This is a genomic window from Ruminiclostridium sufflavum DSM 19573, from assembly GCF_003208175.1.
Lineage (GTDB): Bacteria > Bacillota > Clostridia > Acetivibrionales > DSM-1351 > Ruminiclostridium > Ruminiclostridium sufflavum.
In genome coordinates this window covers 1-17859 of record NZ_QKMR01000031.1, presented here as the reverse complement: position 1 = coordinate 17859, position 17859 = coordinate 1, and the positions used below count along the sequence as shown (strand labels likewise).

Sequence of the window (17859 nt, the reverse complement as noted above, 5' to 3'; positions counted from 1 at the left end):
TTTGTGCATTTTACAGTAGTTTTTTATGAATTTAACTTCCCGTCAAATAATAGTGCAGCTGTCTTCACCGTAGACAATACCAAGACATGAACCACAGTCCCATTTCACATGTATTGTGCCGATATCATCCACCATAACCACAGTTCCTGTAGTTCCTTCTTCTAATTTGGTATAGGGGTCATTCATTCTGACAAGCTCAACTCGGGTACCAGGCAAAAACTTTTTACGCAGATTACTTAGATGTTCTTTTGAAATCCTATTCATATGCCCGCCCCCTCATCACCCTCTTTCGGTCTGCGAAACGCCCCATTTCCCTCAAGATTTTTAAGAATAGCCTTTCTTGCAGCCTTATACTCATCACCCACAAAACCAAGCCTAATTAACCATGTCCTCATTGTAAATTTATAATTATCTGTAGTTGTAGGCTTTGGGGATGCATGCTTCAAGCCTCTTGCACTTTGGCTAAGAAGTGCAAGAAACTGTGTATATGCTTGGAGTCTATCTGGCTCCTGTAGATGTTTGAAAAACATGAAGGTTATAGTATTGTTAGTAAAATCAAATTCAATTCCGTGGTAACCACTCTCTTGCTTTCCGGCTATTTCAGTTTTAAATTCCTCAATTGTCTGTATGTTGGCTTTGTTCAAATCTGCAATAAAATCAGTCTTTAAAATATCGGCTTCAATTTCAAGTACCTTCTTTATAACAGGCTGTTTGCTGTAAAGCATGTTAAGCATATTTCGAAGCGTGCTACCCGTATGTCCATCCATCGGAATCGTAATTTCAAAGTCAAGTGCTTCGTTTTCCTGTGCTAATTCTTGTGTTACTTCTTGTGCTAGTACTTGTACTGCTACTTCTTTTTTTTCAATTCCTCCATTAATCAGTTCTTCAAGCTCAACCTCTACATCATCTAATGTAATTCTCCCTGCTCTATCAATTGTGTAAGTTCGTCCATTAATTGTTATCATGTATGCAAAGCTCGGAACTCCCATGTATTTTGCTTTCACTCCTGCATGTTCTTCCAAAGCTTTAATTATCTGCTTTCTGTCCATTCGTAATCCCTCCTGCAATTTTTGTTATTACATTAATCACTCTGAATCGCAGTAATTGCAAGGGTTTTATTACATTTAGGCATTGTTTTTTATATCCCACTTGATGGCTGCAAGAACAAAACAAACACAGGGAAGTGCAACACCGTTACCCCACATTTTATACTCTGCAGCATCCGAGTATGGATTTTTTAGCCACTTTATTATCTGCTTTTTTGTTTTTGGCTTATTGCTTTTACCTATAATTTTGCGGTGGGTTTCCCATACCTCTGTCCAGAATAAAATTTCATCTTCTGTTGGATTTATTATATCAAGGTCATCACACCAATAATCAGGAAAACCTTGTAGTCTTGCACATTCCGTTGGTGTAAGCCTACGGACGATATAATTCAGCTCAATTAATCCATTTTGATAACCTGGATTTGTACCATTGACAATCGTATTTGATATACCATCCTGCCTAAAGCATTGGCTCTCTGCTTTCATCTGAGGATAGAAGGATGCTGGTTGTGCCACTGCTCCAGGATCTTTTGCCATAAGCGTTGGTTGTTGTTCTTCTTCTATAGTTGGTTTATATAAAGCATTTTTTCCTTAATTAAAAGCCGCCCTGTCTATTCCATAAGACGGCTGAGTAACTATTGGTGCATCCTTATAGTCCCTTGCCATCAATGGTGCAGCTATTTCCTTATTGATTTCCGAATAACAGCCAGTAGTCATTGCATAGGCTACTGCATGGTGGTCGATGGTATTTAACGAGAAACAAATATCTTCATTTATTCCATTGCCCTGCGGTCCATTTTTATCTGCTCTTCCAATCATACTGCCCTGCAGTGCAACTACAGCAATTCCACCTTGATTGCAGGAGGGGTTTCCACCTGTTGCATCAAGCGTTCTGCTTGTATCCGCTTCATAAATTCCACTATTGGGATTGTTCGAGAGCATTGAGTTGCTCTTGTCAGAGCAAATGCCATAGGTTTTTACAACCTGTTCATTGCTTTTCCCTTTGCAAAAAGGCACAAAAACAGTCTGTTCATTATTGCAGGAGAGAGTTGCCGATTTATCAGCTTGTACCAATGCACCTTTGCCACCACCTTCACAGCCGCAGCGGATTTTCAATGTGACAGGCTTCAGATCACAATTAGGCTCAAAAACACACTGGGTTCCTTTATAATCGGTACCTGTCAGTGTGTTTGCTTTGTCTTCCTCTATGGTTAAAGCATCCTGTCTCTCGTTCATAACAAGTGGGACATTTCCTCCACCAGTTCCCATCCTTGATGTAAGAGTTTGAATGGTTCCGCTCTCATCAATTTTGATTCTATTGTCTGCTGGGTGATTTTCAATTGCAACAGCAAGCTGATTATCTCCCATATCTGCACGAAGGGTACATGCGGAATTCTGCCAATAGTGATTCCCTAATCTTGATGCTGCTCCCGGCTCAAAGCTGATTGGTGTTCCAACGCAGCCCTCAGCATCTCGGGCAGTTGTTTGCCACGGCTTGATGCTCTTCGGAGAATACCCAGACAAGCTTTCGAACTCAAATAGTATTTTCCCGGCACATTTGTCTGCAAAATCTGCGACAAGGTAGATTCTACGGCGTCTTTGGGCAACTCCCCAAAATTGAGCGTCAATTGTTCTCCAAGCAATGGAAAAATCATCTCCCATGATTTCCCCTGCACACAACCATTTATCCTTGTCAGGCATAGGAACATCAAGGGTTTCATCTTTGACTTTTGCGATTTCGTTAAGGACTGCCCTGAAATCTTTTCCCTTTCCGCTTGAGAATGCACCCGGCACATTTTCCCACACGGCATATCGTGGACATTTTCCATTGGTTTTGCACCTCATTTCTTTTATGATTCTTATGGCTTCGTAAAACAAGGCTGACTGTTTCCCATCAAGCCCCGCTCGTTTTCCTGCCACTGACATATCGGTACAGGGTGAGCCGAAAGTGATAATATCTACTGGCTCTATCTCCGCACCATTTATTTTTCTTATATCCCCATAATGCTTTACAAAGGGAAGTCTCTTTGTTGTAACCCTTATGGGGAATGGCTCGATTTCACTTGCCCATATTGGGGTTATGTCATTTATCACAGCACCCAGCGGAAAACCTCCGCTTCCGTCAAAAAGGCTGCCAAGTGTAAGTTTACTCATTGGCAGCCACCACCTCATTGTATGTAATTTTTATGCCATCCCTAATAAGAAACACATCACTGTCAGAACCTTTTTGATCAATGTACCTTTTCACAATAACATCCGCATACTTTTCGTCAATCTCAATTGTGTAACAGATTCTGTTTGTTTGCTCACAAGCAATCAGCGTTGAACCGCTACCGCCAAATGGGTCAAGTACAATACAGTTGCTCATGCTGCTGTTAGTAATAGGGTAGGCACAAAGTGCAATTGGCTTCATTGTTGGATGCAGGTCATTCTTCGAAGGTCGGTCAAAGTTCCAGATAGTACTCTGCTTTCTATCTGAATACCATTTGTGAGTACCATCCTTTCTCCAACCAAAAAGCACAGGCTCATGTTTCCATTGATAAGGGCTTCTCCCCAATACTAAACTCTGCTTAGCCCAAATACACACACCAGATAGATATAGTCCAGCATCCTTGAAAGCTTTTCTAAAATTCAAGCCTTCAGTGTCTGCATGGAATACATAAATCGAAGCATCCTTTTCCATACAGTCAGCCATATTGGTAAAGGCTTTTAAAAGAAAACTATAAAACTCCTCATCCTTAAGATTATCATTTTGTATTTTCCCAGCCTTCGCTTCATATGCGACATTGTATGGAGGATCTGTTACAACTAGATTGGCTTTCTTTCCCTCCATTAAAATTATGTAAACATTTGAATCCGTACTATCTCCGCACACAAGCCTGTGGCTGCCAAGTAGCCATATATCACCTTTTCTTGTTATAGCAGTCTCCTGCAGTTCCTTCTCAACATCAAAATTATCCTCCTTGATTTCCTTTGAGTGTACATCATTGAATAGTTCGTCAATCTCTGGAGGTTCAAAGCCCGTAAAGGAAACATCATAATCCAGTTTCTGCAAGTCCTTTATCAAATCAGCTAAAAGCTCTTTGTTCCACTCACCGCTGATTTTATTAAGAGCAATGTTCAGAGCCTTCTCCTTGGTTTTGTCGATATCAATAATTACACAGTCTATTTCTGTATAACCTAATGTTTTTAGTACCGATATTCTCTGGTGTCCTCCTATAACTGTTAAATCCTTATTCACAATGATTGGGTCGACATAGCCAAACTCGTTAATACTATTCTTAATTTTTTCAAACTCTGAGTCACCAGGCTTTAGCTTTTTCCTTGGGTTATATTCAGCAGGAACTAAGCTGTCTATTTGTAATTTTTTAAATTCCATCTTTTTCATCCTTCCAGTACCTCGATTTTATAAAGCAATTATGTGAACAGTACTTTCTGCGTTTATTGCCATAGCAGCTGAACTCCTTATTGCAGTATGAACAAGTATATTTATATATGGCAGATTCTTTTCTGCTCCTCTTATCAGGGTTGTCATTCCACCATTTCCTGCGACAATCCTCGGAGCAGAAACGTCTACTTCTCCCACGCTTCTTTTGTTTAATTGACTTTCCACAGCAGGCACAGAGCAAATTTTGATTTATTTTTTCTTCTACATTCAATGAGACAACCTTAGAATCTCCATCAAGTCCATTGCGTTTACAGTATCCTCTTATACTGTCTCTTGAAATTCCAAGTATAGCGGCAATTGCCTTGTAGCCAACTCCCTTGAGTCTTAAATCCTGTATCTGTTGCTTTTCAAATTCAGTCATCCAATGCTCTCCTTTCTGCGTAAGCAGTATTCAAAAAAAGTAATAAAAAAAGCACTTTAATCAACTGTTTTTACAGCATTTTTAAGCGCTTTCAATTATTTATTTTTATATTTTTTTAATCCTTCAAAGCCTTGGTTTTTAAAGGGTTGAACACGATTTATTTGTTTTTATATGTAATACCTTTACACAAAAATACAAATATGCTCAAACCCCTACGGAAGTAAACATTCACCTATAGTTTCAACCTCAATTTGTATCCCCCCTTGTTTAATTCTGCGAAATTTCACGCGAAGGGGGGCAGCGGTTGGTGTGTAAGGGTTTGCAGAGATTTGATAGCCCCTATGGTGTCGATTTGAACCTCTACGCATTAATATCTATATTCTTGATATCTATCCTCAGTCATTGTCTTTCTATCATGGCACCTCTTGCAAAGTGACTGCCAGTTTCTTTCATCCCAAAACAGAGCTTTGTTACCTCTATGAGGAGTGATGTGGTCAACCACTGTTGCCTTGACCAGCTTGTTTTCCTTCAAGCAATAAATACACAGCGGATGGCTTTCTAAGTACCTCTTGCTTGCTGTTCTCCATCTGCTGTCATAGCCTCTCTCCTCTGCACTCTTACGTTTGTTAATATCCAAACTGCTATGCTTATCACAATAGCTTCCACTTGTCAGTTCAGGACAGCCCGAGTGCTTGCAGGGTTTTAGTGGTTTCATTGGCATTTCGTTTAGCTCCTGTTCCTAGTAATTAAAATTGCAGGCAGTGCTTGAAAGGAGCAACTCACACTGCCTGCATATACAAAAGAAGAACCCCCGGTTTTTACATCCACTCTTGAGGTCCTTCTTCTATGAAATAATATTAACACATCTAATTCGTCTTTTTCGTCAAGTTTTCATTTTGTTTTAAAAACTTGTCATGTTTCCTTCTTGGAAACTGTTCGTCCGATTCACCAATGCTAAAAGCTACCTGCTGCCAGCTTAGCCCATTAATATACCTTAAGCTCAGAATCATTCTTATCTGTGCATCTTCTACACTTTCTATGTAATGATTCAGCTTGTTCAATTCATAGAAACACTTTTTAAGATTTAAATCCAATAGGGCTTTTAAGTCTGCAATTTCTGTAGCGTACCGCCCAACCATGTCAGAAACTCCAGTACCAAAAGGCATACCTGTGATTTTTTGAGTGGAGGAGGTGGCTAAGTCCTCCAACTCTGAAAGTCTCGCCTGTAACTGTACTATTTCACGGTTTAAATAATATAGCTGCGATAATTCTTTCTTTGTCATCGCTTTTAGCCTCCTTCATACAAATTTGCTTTTACCGCCTCAATTAAGGCTGCCTGTGTATCATCTTTGCTCACCAAGGTTTTCAGAACATCCTCATCAATAGTTCCTTTTGTAATGATGTGATGAATTACAACCGTGTTTTTCTGACCCTGTCGCCACAACCTTGCATTTGTCTGCTGATATAGCTCAAGACTCCAAGTTAACCCGAACCATATCAAAGTTGATCCACCCACTTGCAAATTGAGACCATGCCCTGCGGAAGCTGGGTGAATAATTGCAATTGGTATTTCTCCTGCATTCCACTTTGATATATCTACCGAAGTGTCTAGCTTCACAGCAGGAAACCTCTCACAGATACGCTGTATGTCATGTTTAAACCAGTAAGCTATCAGTACTGGCTTACCGTTTGAAGCCTCAATCAAATCCTCAAGTGCATCAAGCTTTCGCTCATGTATGTATTTTGCATTTCCTATCTCATCATAGACAGCACCGTTTGCCATCTGCAAAAGCTTGTTTGAAAGACCCACACTGCTTTTTGCATCAATGTCTCCATCCTTGAAGGGTATGATCATGTCTTTTTTAAGCTTTTGGTATAGTGTAGCTTCTTTCTCGGACATCTCAACCTCTACATTGTTTATCACACACTCCGGCATCTTCAAATAGTCTAGACTTTTCATGCTTATACAGATGTCTGAGATTTTCTCATAGATTGCTTCCTCTGCACCCTCACGAGGTTTGTATGAAAAGATAGTGGTTTGATTTCGTTTATCGGGTAAAAAGTACCTTTCACGGTAGCCCCCGATAAATCTTCCAAGGCGCTGTCCCATATCAAGGATTCCTATTTCTGCCCATAAATCCATCAGACCGTTTGGTGCCGGAGTGCCAGTAAGCCCAACAATACGCTTAACATTAGGTCTTACCTTCCTAAGTGCCTTAAACCTTTGAGAGCCATGGTCTTTGAAGGATGACAGTTCATCAATTACAACCATGTCATAATCAAAGTTGAAGTTTTCCACCAACCACTTTACATTTTCTCGATTTATAAGGTATATATCAGCATTTGCCAGCAATGCTTCCCGGCGCTGTTTTTCTGTACCGATTGCCACCGATGCCCTGATGTTTTCAAAATGCTCCCATTTAGCAATTTCAGCAGTCCATGTATCTCTTGCAACTCTTAGAGGTGCTATTACAAGTACTCTTATAATTTCAAAGCTGTCAAACAAGAGGTCATTTATAGCGGTAAGAGTTATTACGCTTTTCCCAAGACCCATTTCTAATAGAATTGCTGCAATTGGGTTGTTTAATATGAATTTGGTTGCATAGGTTTGGTATTCATGTGGCTTGTATTTCATCAAGTACACCTCCAATTTGCTCTAAGCCGTCAATGCAGTAAACTAAAAAGCCAAGTGATTCCAACTGTATTTTTCTCTTTACCTGAAGCGGTCTTAATTTTTCACCGGGTCTTTTTAGTTCAATAAAAGCTATTCTTCCTTTTGGTAGAAGCACCAGTCTGTCAGGGATACCGTCAAATCCTGGTGATACAAACTTTAGTGCAAGTCCTCCAGTTTTTTTAGCCTCTACCACCAGATGTCTTTCTATTATTTTTTCTAGCATATTTATTCTCCTTTTGTGTTCCCCAAATCCAAAAAGTCCTTTACGCGCGTATTTACGTGTTTGCGTGTCCTATATCTGTATTTATTTATATAATTATTTTTAATAGTAGTTATTGGAACAATGGAACACAGGATATTAAGCAGTGTATTACTAAAGGGGCTACCGCCCGTTCCGATGATATGTACCATAAAGGGGTTTTTGGCTCACCGGAACAGTCGAATTCTGTTCTCTTACAAATGTTTGTTCCTACTGTTCCCAACATTCTCATGATTTTGGAACATAGAGCCATTGAGGACCGTAAAGCGGTATTCGTTCCTTCGTCACAAGACCGCTCCAACCTCCGATACCAGCCATAATGGCTAAAATTTCATTGCCATCCACTCTTCGGAGGTTTGCACGGTCTTTACCGAAGCACTCGCACCATATCTCCATATTGGAGACCGATTCACGTTTCCTGACTCCGACTCGTTTGCTTTCACCAAACTCAGTGCCATTTATATAGGCACGGCGGCTGTACAAATCCATCGTGTCCCAATCCTCTGGCAAGAGCATATCAAGGTAATCACGCACCAGTCCTTCCCTCTCATCAGACTCCATTGCTTCACGCTGCTCATCCTTGGCAAGCTTTTCAAGACTAGCATCAAGGTACAGCTTTTCTCCATCTTTGACATAGGTAAGTGTTTCAGCCCAAATTTGAATAATTTCTGCATAAGTAATATGCCAGGATTGTTTTGTGCCTCCACCCGGTGTTTTTACCGGCCAGAAACGGCGATTGCCTGTGGTATCCCTAAGATACCCTTTTTCAGCGTTGGTTGTACCAAAGAATACACACTGGCGAAGGTGGGGTGTAGCTCGCCGCCCAAAACTGGCACGATATATATCATTCTGTCTAGATAGAAAGCTACGGAGAGTCTCCACCTCTGCTTTCTTCAACCCAGCCAGCTCTCCTATTTCTAGTATCCAGTAGCCTTGTAGCTTCTCAGCAGCTGTTTTGTCCTTGGTGTCAGAGAGCGACAGGCTATCTGAGAACCACTCACCCCCAAGTTTTGATATTAGTGTGCTTTTCCCAGCTCCTTGCGGGCCATTCAGTACAAGCATGGAGTCAAACTTGATGCCGGGAGTCAGGACACGTGCAATAGCTGCACATAGTGTTTTTCTTGTAGCTGAGCGAACATAGGCATTGTCGGCAGCGCCGAGGTAGTCCACTAGCAGTGTGTCTACTCGTGGAATTCCGTCCCATTCAGGAAGTGCATCAATGAACTCCCTTATAGGATGATAGGAGCGGTCATCAGCAACCTTTGTCACTGAGATTTCATAATTACGTGCCGAAAAAGTGCCGTAGTGATTGTCAATATAACTGATAAGCTGTGCATCATCTGCATCCCTCCAGAATCTTGAGGGATGTGTCCATGGCACACTGTCCTTTATTTCCATACCGTCTGAAAGCTGATTAAATACAATACCTTTAAGATTAGGGTCTTTTTCTAGAATTAGCGTCAGGTTACGGAGGTTGTTTTTTACTGCACCGCTTTTCTCAAGCTCAAGCTGGTTTTGCCAGTCTGTATCTGTAAACTCCGATTCTGCCTGAACTTTTCTTTCTTCTGCAAATTGCTCTTTTACACGCTCATCCTTAATGGCAAATTCCATCATTGCCTTAAAGGATGGCAGCTTGCCAGTAGGCATATCCTCAGATGCCTTATCATCAAGATCATGGTAGCGGTGGATTCGCACCAAATCAAAAGCGTTTAGCAGCCTTCCGCAAGCTGGATCTGTTGCATGATGGCTGTACGCAAATTTACCGTTATATATGACAAGTCCTGCAGAGGAGTCAGCAGGAATATAATCATAACGGCCGTTCATAACGCTTGGTTCGTATATGTCAGAAAGGAAAGTATCTATAGCTTCCTCAATGGAATATGCCCTGCAAAATGCTCCTATAGAGCCTTCCTTTGTAGTAGGGTCAACTTGCCTTGTAATCTGCCGTCTTACAACTTCCGATTGCCTAGAGGACACTGGCCATATTGAGGTATCCCGCCAATTGGCATATTTAGATAGATACTCATCTGGGTCAAGCAGACTGCCATCCTTCTCATAGAATACAAACTCCCCATCAGACGAAGTTGACGGCCAGTACATTAGCCTTGAGGCTTCGTAGGTAGTATCATCAAATAAATCAATCCCGATTTCCTTTGCTACCATACGCCCCAGTGCCGGATATTCATCTTCGCTGACCTCTCTAGACAGTGGAATTATCAATCTAAGTCTAGGTGATTCTGGCATATGCTTATGTGTTGAGTAAGCGCAGCATGTCCAGTCATGAAGAAACTCAATCTGTTCCCATATACCAGCAAATGCATAGTCCATATCCAAAGTCAGCATAGAACGGCATAGAACATAACCATTTCTGCGTTTTCCTTCTCGCAGTGTCCCTCCCACAAATCCTCCTACGTCTTTTATGGAATCTTGGCGTGAGCGGTTCATCTTGCGGAACTCCGATACAGTCTCAGTGGTTCTCTTGGTTGCCTTGACCGAGTTTTTGAAATCCTCCCATGAGACATCCCTATTTTTCCACTTTTTATCCATACGACTATTGCCGACTGCTATCTTCATATTGAATCAACCTCCTCGCACAGCTCATTAAAATATCTGATTGGTATTTTCCTTTGTTTCGCTTTTTCTATTTCAACAACCATCCCTTCTGAAATTTTGTTACAAACCTTAAAAACCCATACTTCTTTACACTTTGCCAAGAACACCATTCCAAAGAATAATCCAAGTTCACGTTGAGATTTATCTTCATCATCTAGAAACTGAGGAAATAAAAGATGCGGAGCAAAGGGAATGCAGTTCCTGCTTACCGCAAAGTAGCTATATCGCTGCGCCCTACGGATGTTCTTTTCTGTGTCTCCTGCAAAAGCTGAGCAGATAAACACTATAGGTCTGTATGTATTTTTCTTTGCCTCTGCTTCTATTTTTGTAAGAGCTTCATAAGCTGTGGGGTCATAATAACCCTCTGAATTAAATCTATTAATACCCATGCCATATCCTCCTTACGTTATCAGCAATTTTTGTTTAAGCCTTGAACAGTAGTATTTCAAGACCATTTCATAAACTTTCTTTTAATCTTTTTTATAAAAATCACAGACAAATCCGTCTGCTCTAAGTAATAATCCATTAGCCCATTCAGACACCTGACCCATGATTTCACACATCCTACCCAAGTCATCAAAATTTTCAGCTTCTGCAATCACCTCATCATGCACATGCATTACAATCCTGAAGCCTTCAGCACTTAATCGTTGCATTGCTTCCGCAAGAAGATCACGGGCAATTGCCTGAACAATGTTTTCTACAAATTTAGGACCATAACTCTCAATACGCTGCCATTTCTTTGATTCACCAACACCCTCGTAAGTAACTCCCTCACGTCCAAAACGGTTAATCTCTATCTTAGGTTTCACATATGAGAGTCTTCTACCAGATGGAAGCCTAATGAAAAGAATTCCGCTTTCATAGGAAAATATAAGTCTTCCAAGCTGTACTTTCATTCTTTCCTTCACTGCAGTAAATGCAGCATTATCAACATCCCACCATAGCTTTACTATATTGGGGTTGGCATTTCGCCACGCTTTTACAAGTGGCATGAGCTCATCTTCCTGTACTCCCATTGCCAAAGCACCCATTGCTGTCAATGCTCCAACAGACCCGCCATAACCAAGAGCCAATTCTGCTACCTTACCTTTTTGCCTTAAAGGACTGCCTTTGGTAATTTCCTCAATAGGAACATGAAACATCTGTGATGCAGAGGCTTCATAAATTTTGCCGTGGGAAGCAAACACCTGCTGCCTCCAATGTTCTCCTGCAAGCCATGCAATGACCCGAGCCTCGATGGCTGAAAAGTCAGCTACAAGAAACCTATGGCCGTTTTTAGGAATAAAGGCTGTACGTATAAGCTCTGACAAGACTACCGGAACTGAATCATACAACATTTCCACTGCATCAAATCTGCCGCTTTTTATGAGTTCACGTGCTTCTGCCAAGTCCGGCAGGTGGTTTTGAGGCAGATTTTGCACCTGTATTAATCTTCCAGAGTATCGGCCTGTTCTATTTGCCCCGTAAAACTGAATTAGTCCATGCGCTCTGCCATCATTGCAGACAGCCATTTCCATGGCGGTATACTTTTTTACACTGGATTTTGCAAGTTCCTGCCTTAACTGAAGTGCCTCTTCGATATCTCCGTCTGCAGACTCAAGCAAGTCATTTATAGCAGCTTTATCAAGGGAATCAACAGTAAACCCGTTATCTGAAAGCCATCCTTTCAACTGCTGTATTGAATTTGGATTATCAAGACCAGTTATGCTTCGAGCCTTTTCTATATGTACACTTCTGAACTGTTCATCACATCTGATTGCCTGTTTTATAAATGGCATATCCAACTGTATGCCACAGTCATTAATCTTCTGGTCGAGAATATAGTTCGCCCATTCCTCTTCTGGTACTGGAAATTTTGCCAGCTTTTCCTTTATACTTTTTTCAACTTCTACATCCCGAGCATTATATTCTTTAAACCGACTCCATTTTTCAGGTGCATGGCAGGGAAGATTCCTAGTCCGACCACCATTTGACTTAGTTGGTTTACATGGAACACAGAAGTAGCGGATAAGTTCTTTACCTTCCTTCAGCTTCTGCTTTTCAAGTCCCATTACTACACCTACACCTTCAAGTGATAGTGGTAGTCCCATATATGCAGACCAAACCATGGAGCACCTCCAAGATTTAGGCGATAGCCAAACGCCAAGATGTCTGGAAAGACAAACCCGTTCAAACTGTGCATTGAAAGCCCACTTAATAATATTAGGGTCAAAGATTGCTGATATAACCTCATCCGGTATCTGCTCTCCATTTACTAAATCAACAACATTTATTTCACTATCATCAACTGAATAGGCAAAAAGTAATATTTCAAAATCATGTGCTTCAGCGTAGCGGTATACACCTGACTTACAAAGATCGACTGAGGAATATGTCTCAATATCCATACTTATACTTTTCATAAAACCCCCTTTGGATATTGGGCGACAGAGTTTTGTTGCTCCGCCACCCATATTTCAAATACTGTTTTATGCAAGGAAATCATCCTCAACGGCACTTGCAAAATCATCCTCTGCACTACTTCTGCCACCAAGGGATTCACCGTCACGAATTTTCTGAATATTTCCAAGACCACAGGCAATTCCTTTGTTTCCGTTACTGTTAAAGGCATAGAAGGTTAGTGATACGCGGGCATAACAGCCGCTGTAGACCTCAGTCTTGTCCAATATTGGATTAAGGTCTTTGTCCACAATCTGAGGGGGTGTCTTGGAATTCGCATTTACGAAATATGCGCCTTTGTAGGCTTCATCATCACGTTCTGCATCACCATCACGAAGCGGTAACTTGAGAGATGCTTTATTGGGAATCTTTCCTCCGAATTTTCCTGCACTTTCTTTTATTGCAAGGTCAACAGCAGTGTTTATTTCATTGATTGTTTTGATATCTGATTTTGGAATAATTACACTTACACTGTACTTTTCAGAACTTCCGTTTATAGACTTAGGTTCCCATACATTTGCATAGGAAAGCCTTACAACACCTGTGATAACTTTCGTTGAAACATTATTATTCATTTTATATATCCTCCTTGAAATCATCATTTATATTAGAAACTCTTACTTCCTGACGCTTGTCCGTTATCGGCACCAAGGTCAGCTTCCCCGGTGGTTTATAAATGAGTCCACCGAGAACCTCATTAAATTTCAATTTGCCCATCAGTTTTTCCATTTCCGTAAGCGTGATAAGGCTTTGTTTATGTATATCTGTATAACCTGCGACATTGGCAGCTTCAGCTACTGCAGTTTCATCCGTATACTTTCTGACTGACCTGCCTTCAACTAATTTAAAGCCGCTCCACTGCTTGCCGTTGTTGATGGCAGAACTTGCTGCATAAGCGATAATTTCATTTGCCCACTTTGTCAGATCATCAAGAGAAGGTAATATTACTTCAATTTCTGAATCAGTAAGCAAAGGTGGCAATGCAAATTCCAAGGCTGCAAGTTTTAGTTTCTCTTCCGCTCTGGCACGACATTTGACAGAGGCTTTACAGAAGGTACACCACTCACCTGGGATAAACTCCCCTTCGCCATTGAATGCCATTAAAGCTTTTAGTTTTAATATCTCTTCAGCCCAAGCTTTAAGTTCAGAAACTCCGACTGTCCATGTGCTAACATTCTCCCTGCGAGGCTGGTATATGGTCATTGCCACCTCTTTGATGTCATACAGGCTATCGAACAACTCCAATGCACCAAGAGCATAAAGCTTCATCTGAGGGTTGTCCTCTGCTTCAACCACAATGCCCTGACCGTACTTGAAATCGAAAATATGTAGTATTCCATCCCCAACAATGAGTGTGTCACAGGTTCCCGAACCTTCAGGCACATAAGAGGATAGATTTAGTTTTTGTTCAATAAGGATAATGGGGTCTTTACATTTATGCTTAACCTGTGCCAACACTTCCATTACAAATGCAACATATCCATCCGTATATTCATCCATTTCATCACTGTCATATTGTGATACTGGTTTTTTTGACCTTAACTTCAGTGCTTTCCGCAGCTTATGTTCACAAAGTGCATGTGCAGCAGTTCCTTCAGCTGCAACTGCACTTTCGCTTTCACCAAAGGTAAGCTCCAGCCTTGCCGACTTAGTACAATTGAGCCATCGGTGTGACCCAGAGGCAGAACAAACAGAATGTTTACTCATAACTCCTCCGCAGCCTTGAGCAATTCAGGGTATGAGTCCTGTGATATCTCACTCAGCTTTGTTGCACCGAATTTTCCTAGAAGTTCACGCACATCAGCTGTCTTTCCAGCTTGGCTTTTCTTTGCAAGCACCGAGCGAATTTGCTCAATCTTTATAGTTGGTTTTGAAGGTTCAGCAGTAGTATCCGTCTTCTGCTCTGCTGGACTTGCTTCCGAAGGAGCCGCATCCTCGGATACTATTGCCTCACAAAATGTTTGAATACTGTCTGCCAGACTTCTTAAATCAGATACAACACTGAGTAGCAGTTTGGTTTTGCTCATTTCCCATACCTCCTTCTATTTCATTGATTGACAGTGATTCAACACTATCTCCAGGGATTAACACCATCAGCTTTTGCTTTTCACCAAGCAGGTATCGTAGTACCCGTTCACGAATGGATAAATTCCTGCAACGAACAATTCCACCAGTCTGTGGTTCTTTAGAAATACTGATTTTTAATTGATGCTTCATAATTTTCACCTTACCTTTCTGAAGGTCGATTTATTAGCCTTCATAGTTAGGTCACGGGGAGACACCTACCCCTACACTTTTTTCACAAAAATTTTTTAAGATTATTAATAATTTCTCTAAGCCTTGCTTTTGCTCGGCGGGCATTTTGCTGAACACTGGTTTCTTCAATACCGATTTGCTTTCCATACTCTGCTTGGGACATAGGTCGTTCCGAAAGGTAAAGGGCATATATTAATTCCTGCTGTTGTGGTTTAAGCTTTCTAATAGCTGCTCGCAGGACTTCTGACATTTCTTCTTTCAAAATAAGCTCCTCAATATCAATCTCATCAGCAAAAATATCTCCCTCATAGTCCATGCCATTTAATGAGACATGGCGGCGTGTTTCCTTTTGATTTACGTTGTACTCCTGTCTACCTAAGTCGATTAGGATATTGCCCCAATCATCTGAAACCTCAATTTCAATAGACTCATTTGCGAATTGGTACTTGATTTTCATAAAAAACTGCTCCTTTCGTTTTGGCGAATACCGAAACGAAAGGAATGAGCGGCTAAAAATAGTGCAATTAAATAAAGCCCGTTAAATCACCGTATTCAGCAATCTACAAACTTTCGTTTCGTAGACTCCTGCGATTTGGTGACTCAGTACTAACGGACCCGTTGCTAGGTAGTCAAAGTATTCAGTTGTTGTTTTTGTGTATAAAAAAACGCCCGACAAAAACACTTTTATAAGTGCTTCCATCAGGCGTTGGTCGCTATAGAGAATCTATGCGCCGATTTGCTCTGTATGAGTATTTAATCATTTATTTGAGCGTATGATATTCTTTTATATTCTACAACTCTAATTGTTTTAAATAATCGCTTAAATTTATTTTTATTAGCTGTGCTGTACCTGGAAATTTTATCTCCATGCAAATCAAACCAGAATCCTCTCTAACGATGTCACAAACTTTGGCAGGCTTTTTTTGTCCTGGGCATGAAATTGTAATTTTCTTCATAGAAAGACTCCTCCTTATACATATAACCCACTGCTTATAGTGTGTAACCTATAGGTTTTAACTGGTAACAAATATCTTATTTGTGTTCCTTTTGAATTAATTTATTATTTTCACTAAATGCTGTACCACTCCTTTCTCAATCCCATAAAAATACTATTTTTCACTAACTTAGGTAACAAACTCTTTACATTTTTATTTGTATTTTTAGAACTCTTGTTCGTAACTGTGACGTTACGATTATTTTATCAGCTTCGTAACTCCACGTCAAGATACAGATTAAATTATTCTTATTGCATTGCTTTTTAGCAATGCTTTAGATATAATATACCCGAGGTGATTAAATTGACTGAGTATGAAAAAACAGAACTTGGGCTTTTTATTGAAATGATCCGTACCGAAAGAAATTTGTCTCAAAGACAGCTTGCGGAATTGGCTGGTATTAGCAATACAGAAGTATGGCGACTTGAAACTGGTGAAAGAAGGAAACCTTCTCCAGATGTATTAAAGGCTCTTGCTCCCCACCTTGAAGTCAGATATGAGGATTTGATGATAAAAGCTGGTTACATGGGGGAAACACTTGAGCATCAGCATTTCACTGAAATGATTTTCAGAGATGCAGATGGCACAGTTGTTGACATCAGTAAAAGAGCAAAAGAGATGTACGATAAAGACAGCGACTGGGCAAATATGGCCTATAGAATTTCAAAAGAGCTTGCGCCAGAGGATTTGGCTGCAATAAAGGCTGTTGCAAACTCTCTTCTAAATAAAAATAGATAATTACAAAAAAATCCCTTATTGAATGTATATAATTTACACTATACAAATAAGAGATTTTTTTATATAATTGTGTCGAACACATGTTCTTTTTTATTTGCTAGGAGGATAAATATATGCCACTAATTTGTACTAATAGCCGCAGCACATTAGACGAAATTCCTCTTTACAGAAAGCAGTATATTGATACACGACTAAAATTGTTTGTAGAAGAATTCTCGATACAACATTGCCCCATTGACTGTGTTGAATTAATCAAGAGGATACGAGATACTAAGAAAATCCCTCTTCAGATAGGTGCTGTATCAAGAGTCAGCGATAAATTTGATGCAGTATCTATCTATGTTAAGGAACAAAATGTATATCAGATAATATTGAATAAAAATAAAGTCAGATATCCCTTCATAGATTCTAAGGATAGAAGGCTTAACTTTACCATAGCCCATGAGCTGGGTCATATAGTGCTGGATCATTTATGTATACCCGATGCTTATAAAAGTGATTATGAAAGACATGTTGAAGACCTGGAAGCAAACGAATTCGCAGGGAAGCTTCTTATGCCAGAAAAAACTCTGTTAAAGTGCAACTTTGTATCCATACCTGCAGTAGCAAAACACTTTAATGTCTCAAACACAGCTCTCTGGATGAGGCTTAATAATCTTCAAAGACTTGATTTGCTTGAATCCAATAAAAGCAAAGTATGCAATATCTGTGGCAACATGCAATTTCACAAGGTGCATATTCCGGCACATCCGGACGGCGATTCCGGTTTTATCCGGACAGTAAACCGGAGCATCCGGACACCTTGTCGTGTAAGTTGATTTTATTCCAGTGCTTCATTTTTTTCAATATTTTTAATTGTTTTTTCTGCCATGACTTCTCTCATGGATTTTTTTGAGTCAAGGGTTAGGATATAGGAGTTATGTATTATTCTATCCATGATTGCATCTGCTATTGTTGGATCGGGGAATAATTCATACCACTTTGTATGTGATACTTGCCCGGATAAAACTGTTGATGCCCTGTTATA

The 17859-nt window shown here is 40.3% G+C and carries 21 protein-coding genes; 2 read left to right on the top strand and 19 right to left on the bottom strand.

The annotated features are described in order from the left end of the window. Window positions 1–42 precede the first annotated feature (42 nt). From LY28_RS17845 to LY28_RS19260, 18 genes are all read right to left on the bottom strand, one after another. Entirely contained in the window at window positions 43–264 is a 222-nt protein-coding gene (locus LY28_RS17845; RefSeq protein WP_110463533.1) for a DUF4314 domain-containing protein, read from the bottom strand. Further along, the gene (locus LY28_RS17840; RefSeq protein ID WP_110463532.1) at window positions 261–1049 is read right to left on the bottom strand and encodes a virulence-related protein; all 789 of its coding nucleotides are present in this window, start codon (window positions 1047–1049) and stop codon (window positions 261–263) included. The genes LY28_RS17845 and LY28_RS17840 overlap by 4 nt, the downstream gene beginning before the upstream one ends. Window positions 1050–1124: 75 nt before the next feature. Then, a complete protein-coding gene (locus LY28_RS17835) occupies window positions 1125–1562 on the bottom strand; it encodes a DNA cytosine methyltransferase (protein ID WP_242981406.1) in 438 nt (145 codons plus the stop codon). 75 nt (window positions 1563–1637) lie between these two features. Beyond that, a complete protein-coding gene (locus LY28_RS17830; RefSeq protein WP_110463530.1) occupies window positions 1638–3200 on the bottom strand; it encodes a DNA cytosine methyltransferase in 1563 nt (520 codons plus the stop codon). Next, entirely contained in the window at window positions 3193–4425 is a 1233-nt protein-coding gene (locus LY28_RS17825; RefSeq protein WP_110463529.1) for a site-specific DNA-methyltransferase, read from the bottom strand. The genes LY28_RS17830 and LY28_RS17825 overlap by 8 nt, the downstream gene beginning before the upstream one ends. Further along, a complete protein-coding gene (locus LY28_RS17820; RefSeq protein WP_110463528.1) occupies window positions 4415–4855 on the bottom strand; it encodes a helix-turn-helix domain-containing protein in 441 nt (146 codons plus the stop codon). The genes LY28_RS17825 and LY28_RS17820 overlap by 11 nt, the downstream gene beginning before the upstream one ends. 367 nt (window positions 4856–5222) lie before the next feature. Beyond that, complete coding sequence (locus LY28_RS17815; RefSeq protein WP_110463527.1) at window positions 5223–5576, bottom strand: HNH endonuclease signature motif containing protein; 354 nt, start codon at window positions 5574–5576, stop codon at window positions 5223–5225. 145 nt (window positions 5577–5721) lie between these two features. Then, a complete protein-coding gene (locus LY28_RS17810) occupies window positions 5722–6138 on the bottom strand; it encodes a hypothetical protein (RefSeq protein WP_110463526.1) in 417 nt (138 codons plus the stop codon). A gap of 5 nt (window positions 6139–6143) precedes the next feature. Next, window positions 6144–7490, bottom strand: a complete 1347-nt coding sequence (locus LY28_RS17805; RefSeq protein WP_110463525.1) for a DEAD/DEAH box helicase — start codon at window positions 7488–7490, stop codon at window positions 6144–6146. Beyond that, the gene (locus LY28_RS17800) at window positions 7471–7752 is read right to left on the bottom strand and encodes a VRR-NUC domain-containing protein (RefSeq protein WP_110463524.1); all 282 of its coding nucleotides are present in this window, start codon (window positions 7750–7752) and stop codon (window positions 7471–7473) included. Before LY28_RS17800 ends, LY28_RS17805 begins: the two co-directional genes overlap by 20 nt. Before the next feature lie 264 nt (window positions 7753–8016). After that, window positions 8017–10362 (bottom strand): virulence-associated E family protein, encoded by a 2346-nt coding sequence (locus tag LY28_RS17795; RefSeq protein ID WP_110463523.1) that lies wholly within the window; start codon window positions 10360–10362, stop codon window positions 8017–8019. After that, complete coding sequence (locus LY28_RS17790; RefSeq protein WP_110463522.1) at window positions 10359–10790, bottom strand: DUF7768 domain-containing protein; 432 nt, start codon at window positions 10788–10790, stop codon at window positions 10359–10361. Before LY28_RS17790 ends, LY28_RS17795 begins: the two co-directional genes overlap by 4 nt. Before the next feature lie 81 nt (window positions 10791–10871). Further along, complete coding sequence (locus LY28_RS17785) at window positions 10872–12806, bottom strand: DNA polymerase (protein WP_110463521.1); 1935 nt, start codon at window positions 12804–12806, stop codon at window positions 10872–10874. Window positions 12807–12872: 66 nt separating this feature from the next. Continuing rightward, the gene (locus tag LY28_RS17780; protein WP_110463520.1) at window positions 12873–13418 is read right to left on the bottom strand and encodes a DUF2815 family protein; all 546 of its coding nucleotides are present in this window, start codon (window positions 13416–13418) and stop codon (window positions 12873–12875) included. 1 nt (window position 13419) lies between these two features. Then, window positions 13420–14550: a DUF2800 domain-containing protein gene (locus LY28_RS17775; protein WP_110463519.1), complete on the bottom strand. Its 1131-nt coding sequence runs from the start codon at window positions 14548–14550 to the stop codon at window positions 13420–13422. Further along, a complete protein-coding gene (locus tag LY28_RS17770) occupies window positions 14547–14870 on the bottom strand; it encodes an rRNA biogenesis protein rrp5 (protein ID WP_110463518.1) in 324 nt (107 codons plus the stop codon). The genes LY28_RS17775 and LY28_RS17770 overlap by 4 nt, the downstream gene beginning before the upstream one ends. 272 nt (window positions 14871–15142) lie before the next feature. Beyond that, window positions 15143–15556, bottom strand: coding sequence for an RNA polymerase sigma factor (locus LY28_RS17760; protein WP_110463516.1), 414 nt, complete (start codon window positions 15554–15556; stop codon window positions 15143–15145). Between the two features lie 334 nt (window positions 15557–15890). Continuing rightward, the gene (locus LY28_RS19260) at window positions 15891–16055 is read right to left on the bottom strand and encodes a hypothetical protein (RefSeq protein WP_165835623.1); all 165 of its coding nucleotides are present in this window, start codon (window positions 16053–16055) and stop codon (window positions 15891–15893) included. Between the two features lie 342 nt (window positions 16056–16397). On the opposite strand from LY28_RS19260, the gene LY28_RS17755 reads away from it, so the two are divergent. Further along, window positions 16398–16832, top strand: coding sequence for a helix-turn-helix domain-containing protein (locus LY28_RS17755; protein WP_242981404.1), 435 nt, complete (start codon window positions 16398–16400; stop codon window positions 16830–16832). A gap of 113 nt (window positions 16833–16945) precedes the next feature. After that, window positions 16946–17650, top strand: coding sequence for an ImmA/IrrE family metallo-endopeptidase (locus LY28_RS17750; protein ID WP_110463515.1), 705 nt, complete (start codon window positions 16946–16948; stop codon window positions 17648–17650). Window positions 17651–17652: 2 nt separating this feature from the next. Here LY28_RS17750 and LY28_RS17745 read toward each other — a convergent pair. After that, a partial coding sequence (locus tag LY28_RS17745; RefSeq protein WP_165835490.1) for an ATP-binding protein occupies window positions 17653–17859 on the bottom strand: 207 nt, incomplete at its 5' end.

Bases quoted from the DNA above. Each gene is read 5' to 3' on its own strand.
- LY28_RS17775 (WP_110463519.1), bottom strand. From the start codon at position 14,550: ATGAGTAAACATTCTGTTTGTTCTGCCTCTGGGTCACACCGATGGCTC.
- LY28_RS17785 (WP_110463521.1), bottom strand. From the start codon at position 12,806: ATGAAAAGTATAAGTATGGATATTGAGACATATTCCTCAGTCGATCTT.
- LY28_RS17810 (WP_110463526.1), bottom strand. From the start codon at position 6,138: ATGACAAAGAAAGAATTATCGCAGCTATATTATTTAAACCGTGAAATA.
- LY28_RS17830 (WP_110463530.1), bottom strand. From the start codon at position 3,200: ATGAGTAAACTTACACTTGGCAGCCTTTTTGACGGAAGCGGAGGTTTT.
- LY28_RS17760 (WP_110463516.1), bottom strand. From the start codon at position 15,556: ATGAAAATCAAGTACCAATTCGCAAATGAGTCTATTGAAATTGAGGTT.
- LY28_RS17790 (WP_110463522.1), bottom strand. From the start codon at position 10,790: ATGGGTATTAATAGATTTAATTCAGAGGGTTATTATGACCCCACAGCT.
- LY28_RS17845 (WP_110463533.1), bottom strand. From the start codon at position 264: ATGAATAGGATTTCAAAAGAACATCTAAGTAATCTGCGTAAAAAGTTT.
- LY28_RS17825 (WP_110463529.1), bottom strand. From the start codon at position 4,425: ATGGAATTTAAAAAATTACAAATAGACAGCTTAGTTCCTGCTGAATAT.
- LY28_RS17815 (WP_110463527.1), bottom strand. From the start codon at position 5,576: ATGCCAATGAAACCACTAAAACCCTGCAAGCACTCGGGCTGTCCTGAA.
- LY28_RS17795 (WP_110463523.1), bottom strand. From the start codon at position 10,362: ATGAAGATAGCAGTCGGCAATAGTCGTATGGATAAAAAGTGGAAAAAT.
- LY28_RS17800 (WP_110463524.1), bottom strand. From the start codon at position 7,752: ATGCTAGAAAAAATAATAGAAAGACATCTGGTGGTAGAGGCTAAAAAA.
- LY28_RS19260 (WP_165835623.1), bottom strand. From the start codon at position 16,055: ATGAAGAAAATTACAATTTCATGCCCAGGACAAAAAAAGCCTGCCAAA.
- LY28_RS17770 (WP_110463518.1), bottom strand. From the start codon at position 14,870: ATGAGCAAAACCAAACTGCTACTCAGTGTTGTATCTGATTTAAGAAGT.
- LY28_RS17780 (WP_110463520.1), bottom strand. From the start codon at position 13,418: ATGAATAATAATGTTTCAACGAAAGTTATCACAGGTGTTGTAAGGCTT.
- LY28_RS17805 (WP_110463525.1), bottom strand. From the start codon at position 7,490: ATGAAATACAAGCCACATGAATACCAAACCTATGCAACCAAATTCATA.
- LY28_RS17750 (WP_110463515.1), top strand. From the start codon at position 16,946: ATGCCACTAATTTGTACTAATAGCCGCAGCACATTAGACGAAATTCCT.
- LY28_RS17840 (WP_110463532.1), bottom strand. From the start codon at position 1,049: ATGGACAGAAAGCAGATAATTAAAGCTTTGGAAGAACATGCAGGAGTG.
- LY28_RS17820 (WP_110463528.1), bottom strand. From the start codon at position 4,855: ATGACTGAATTTGAAAAGCAACAGATACAGGATTTAAGACTCAAGGGA.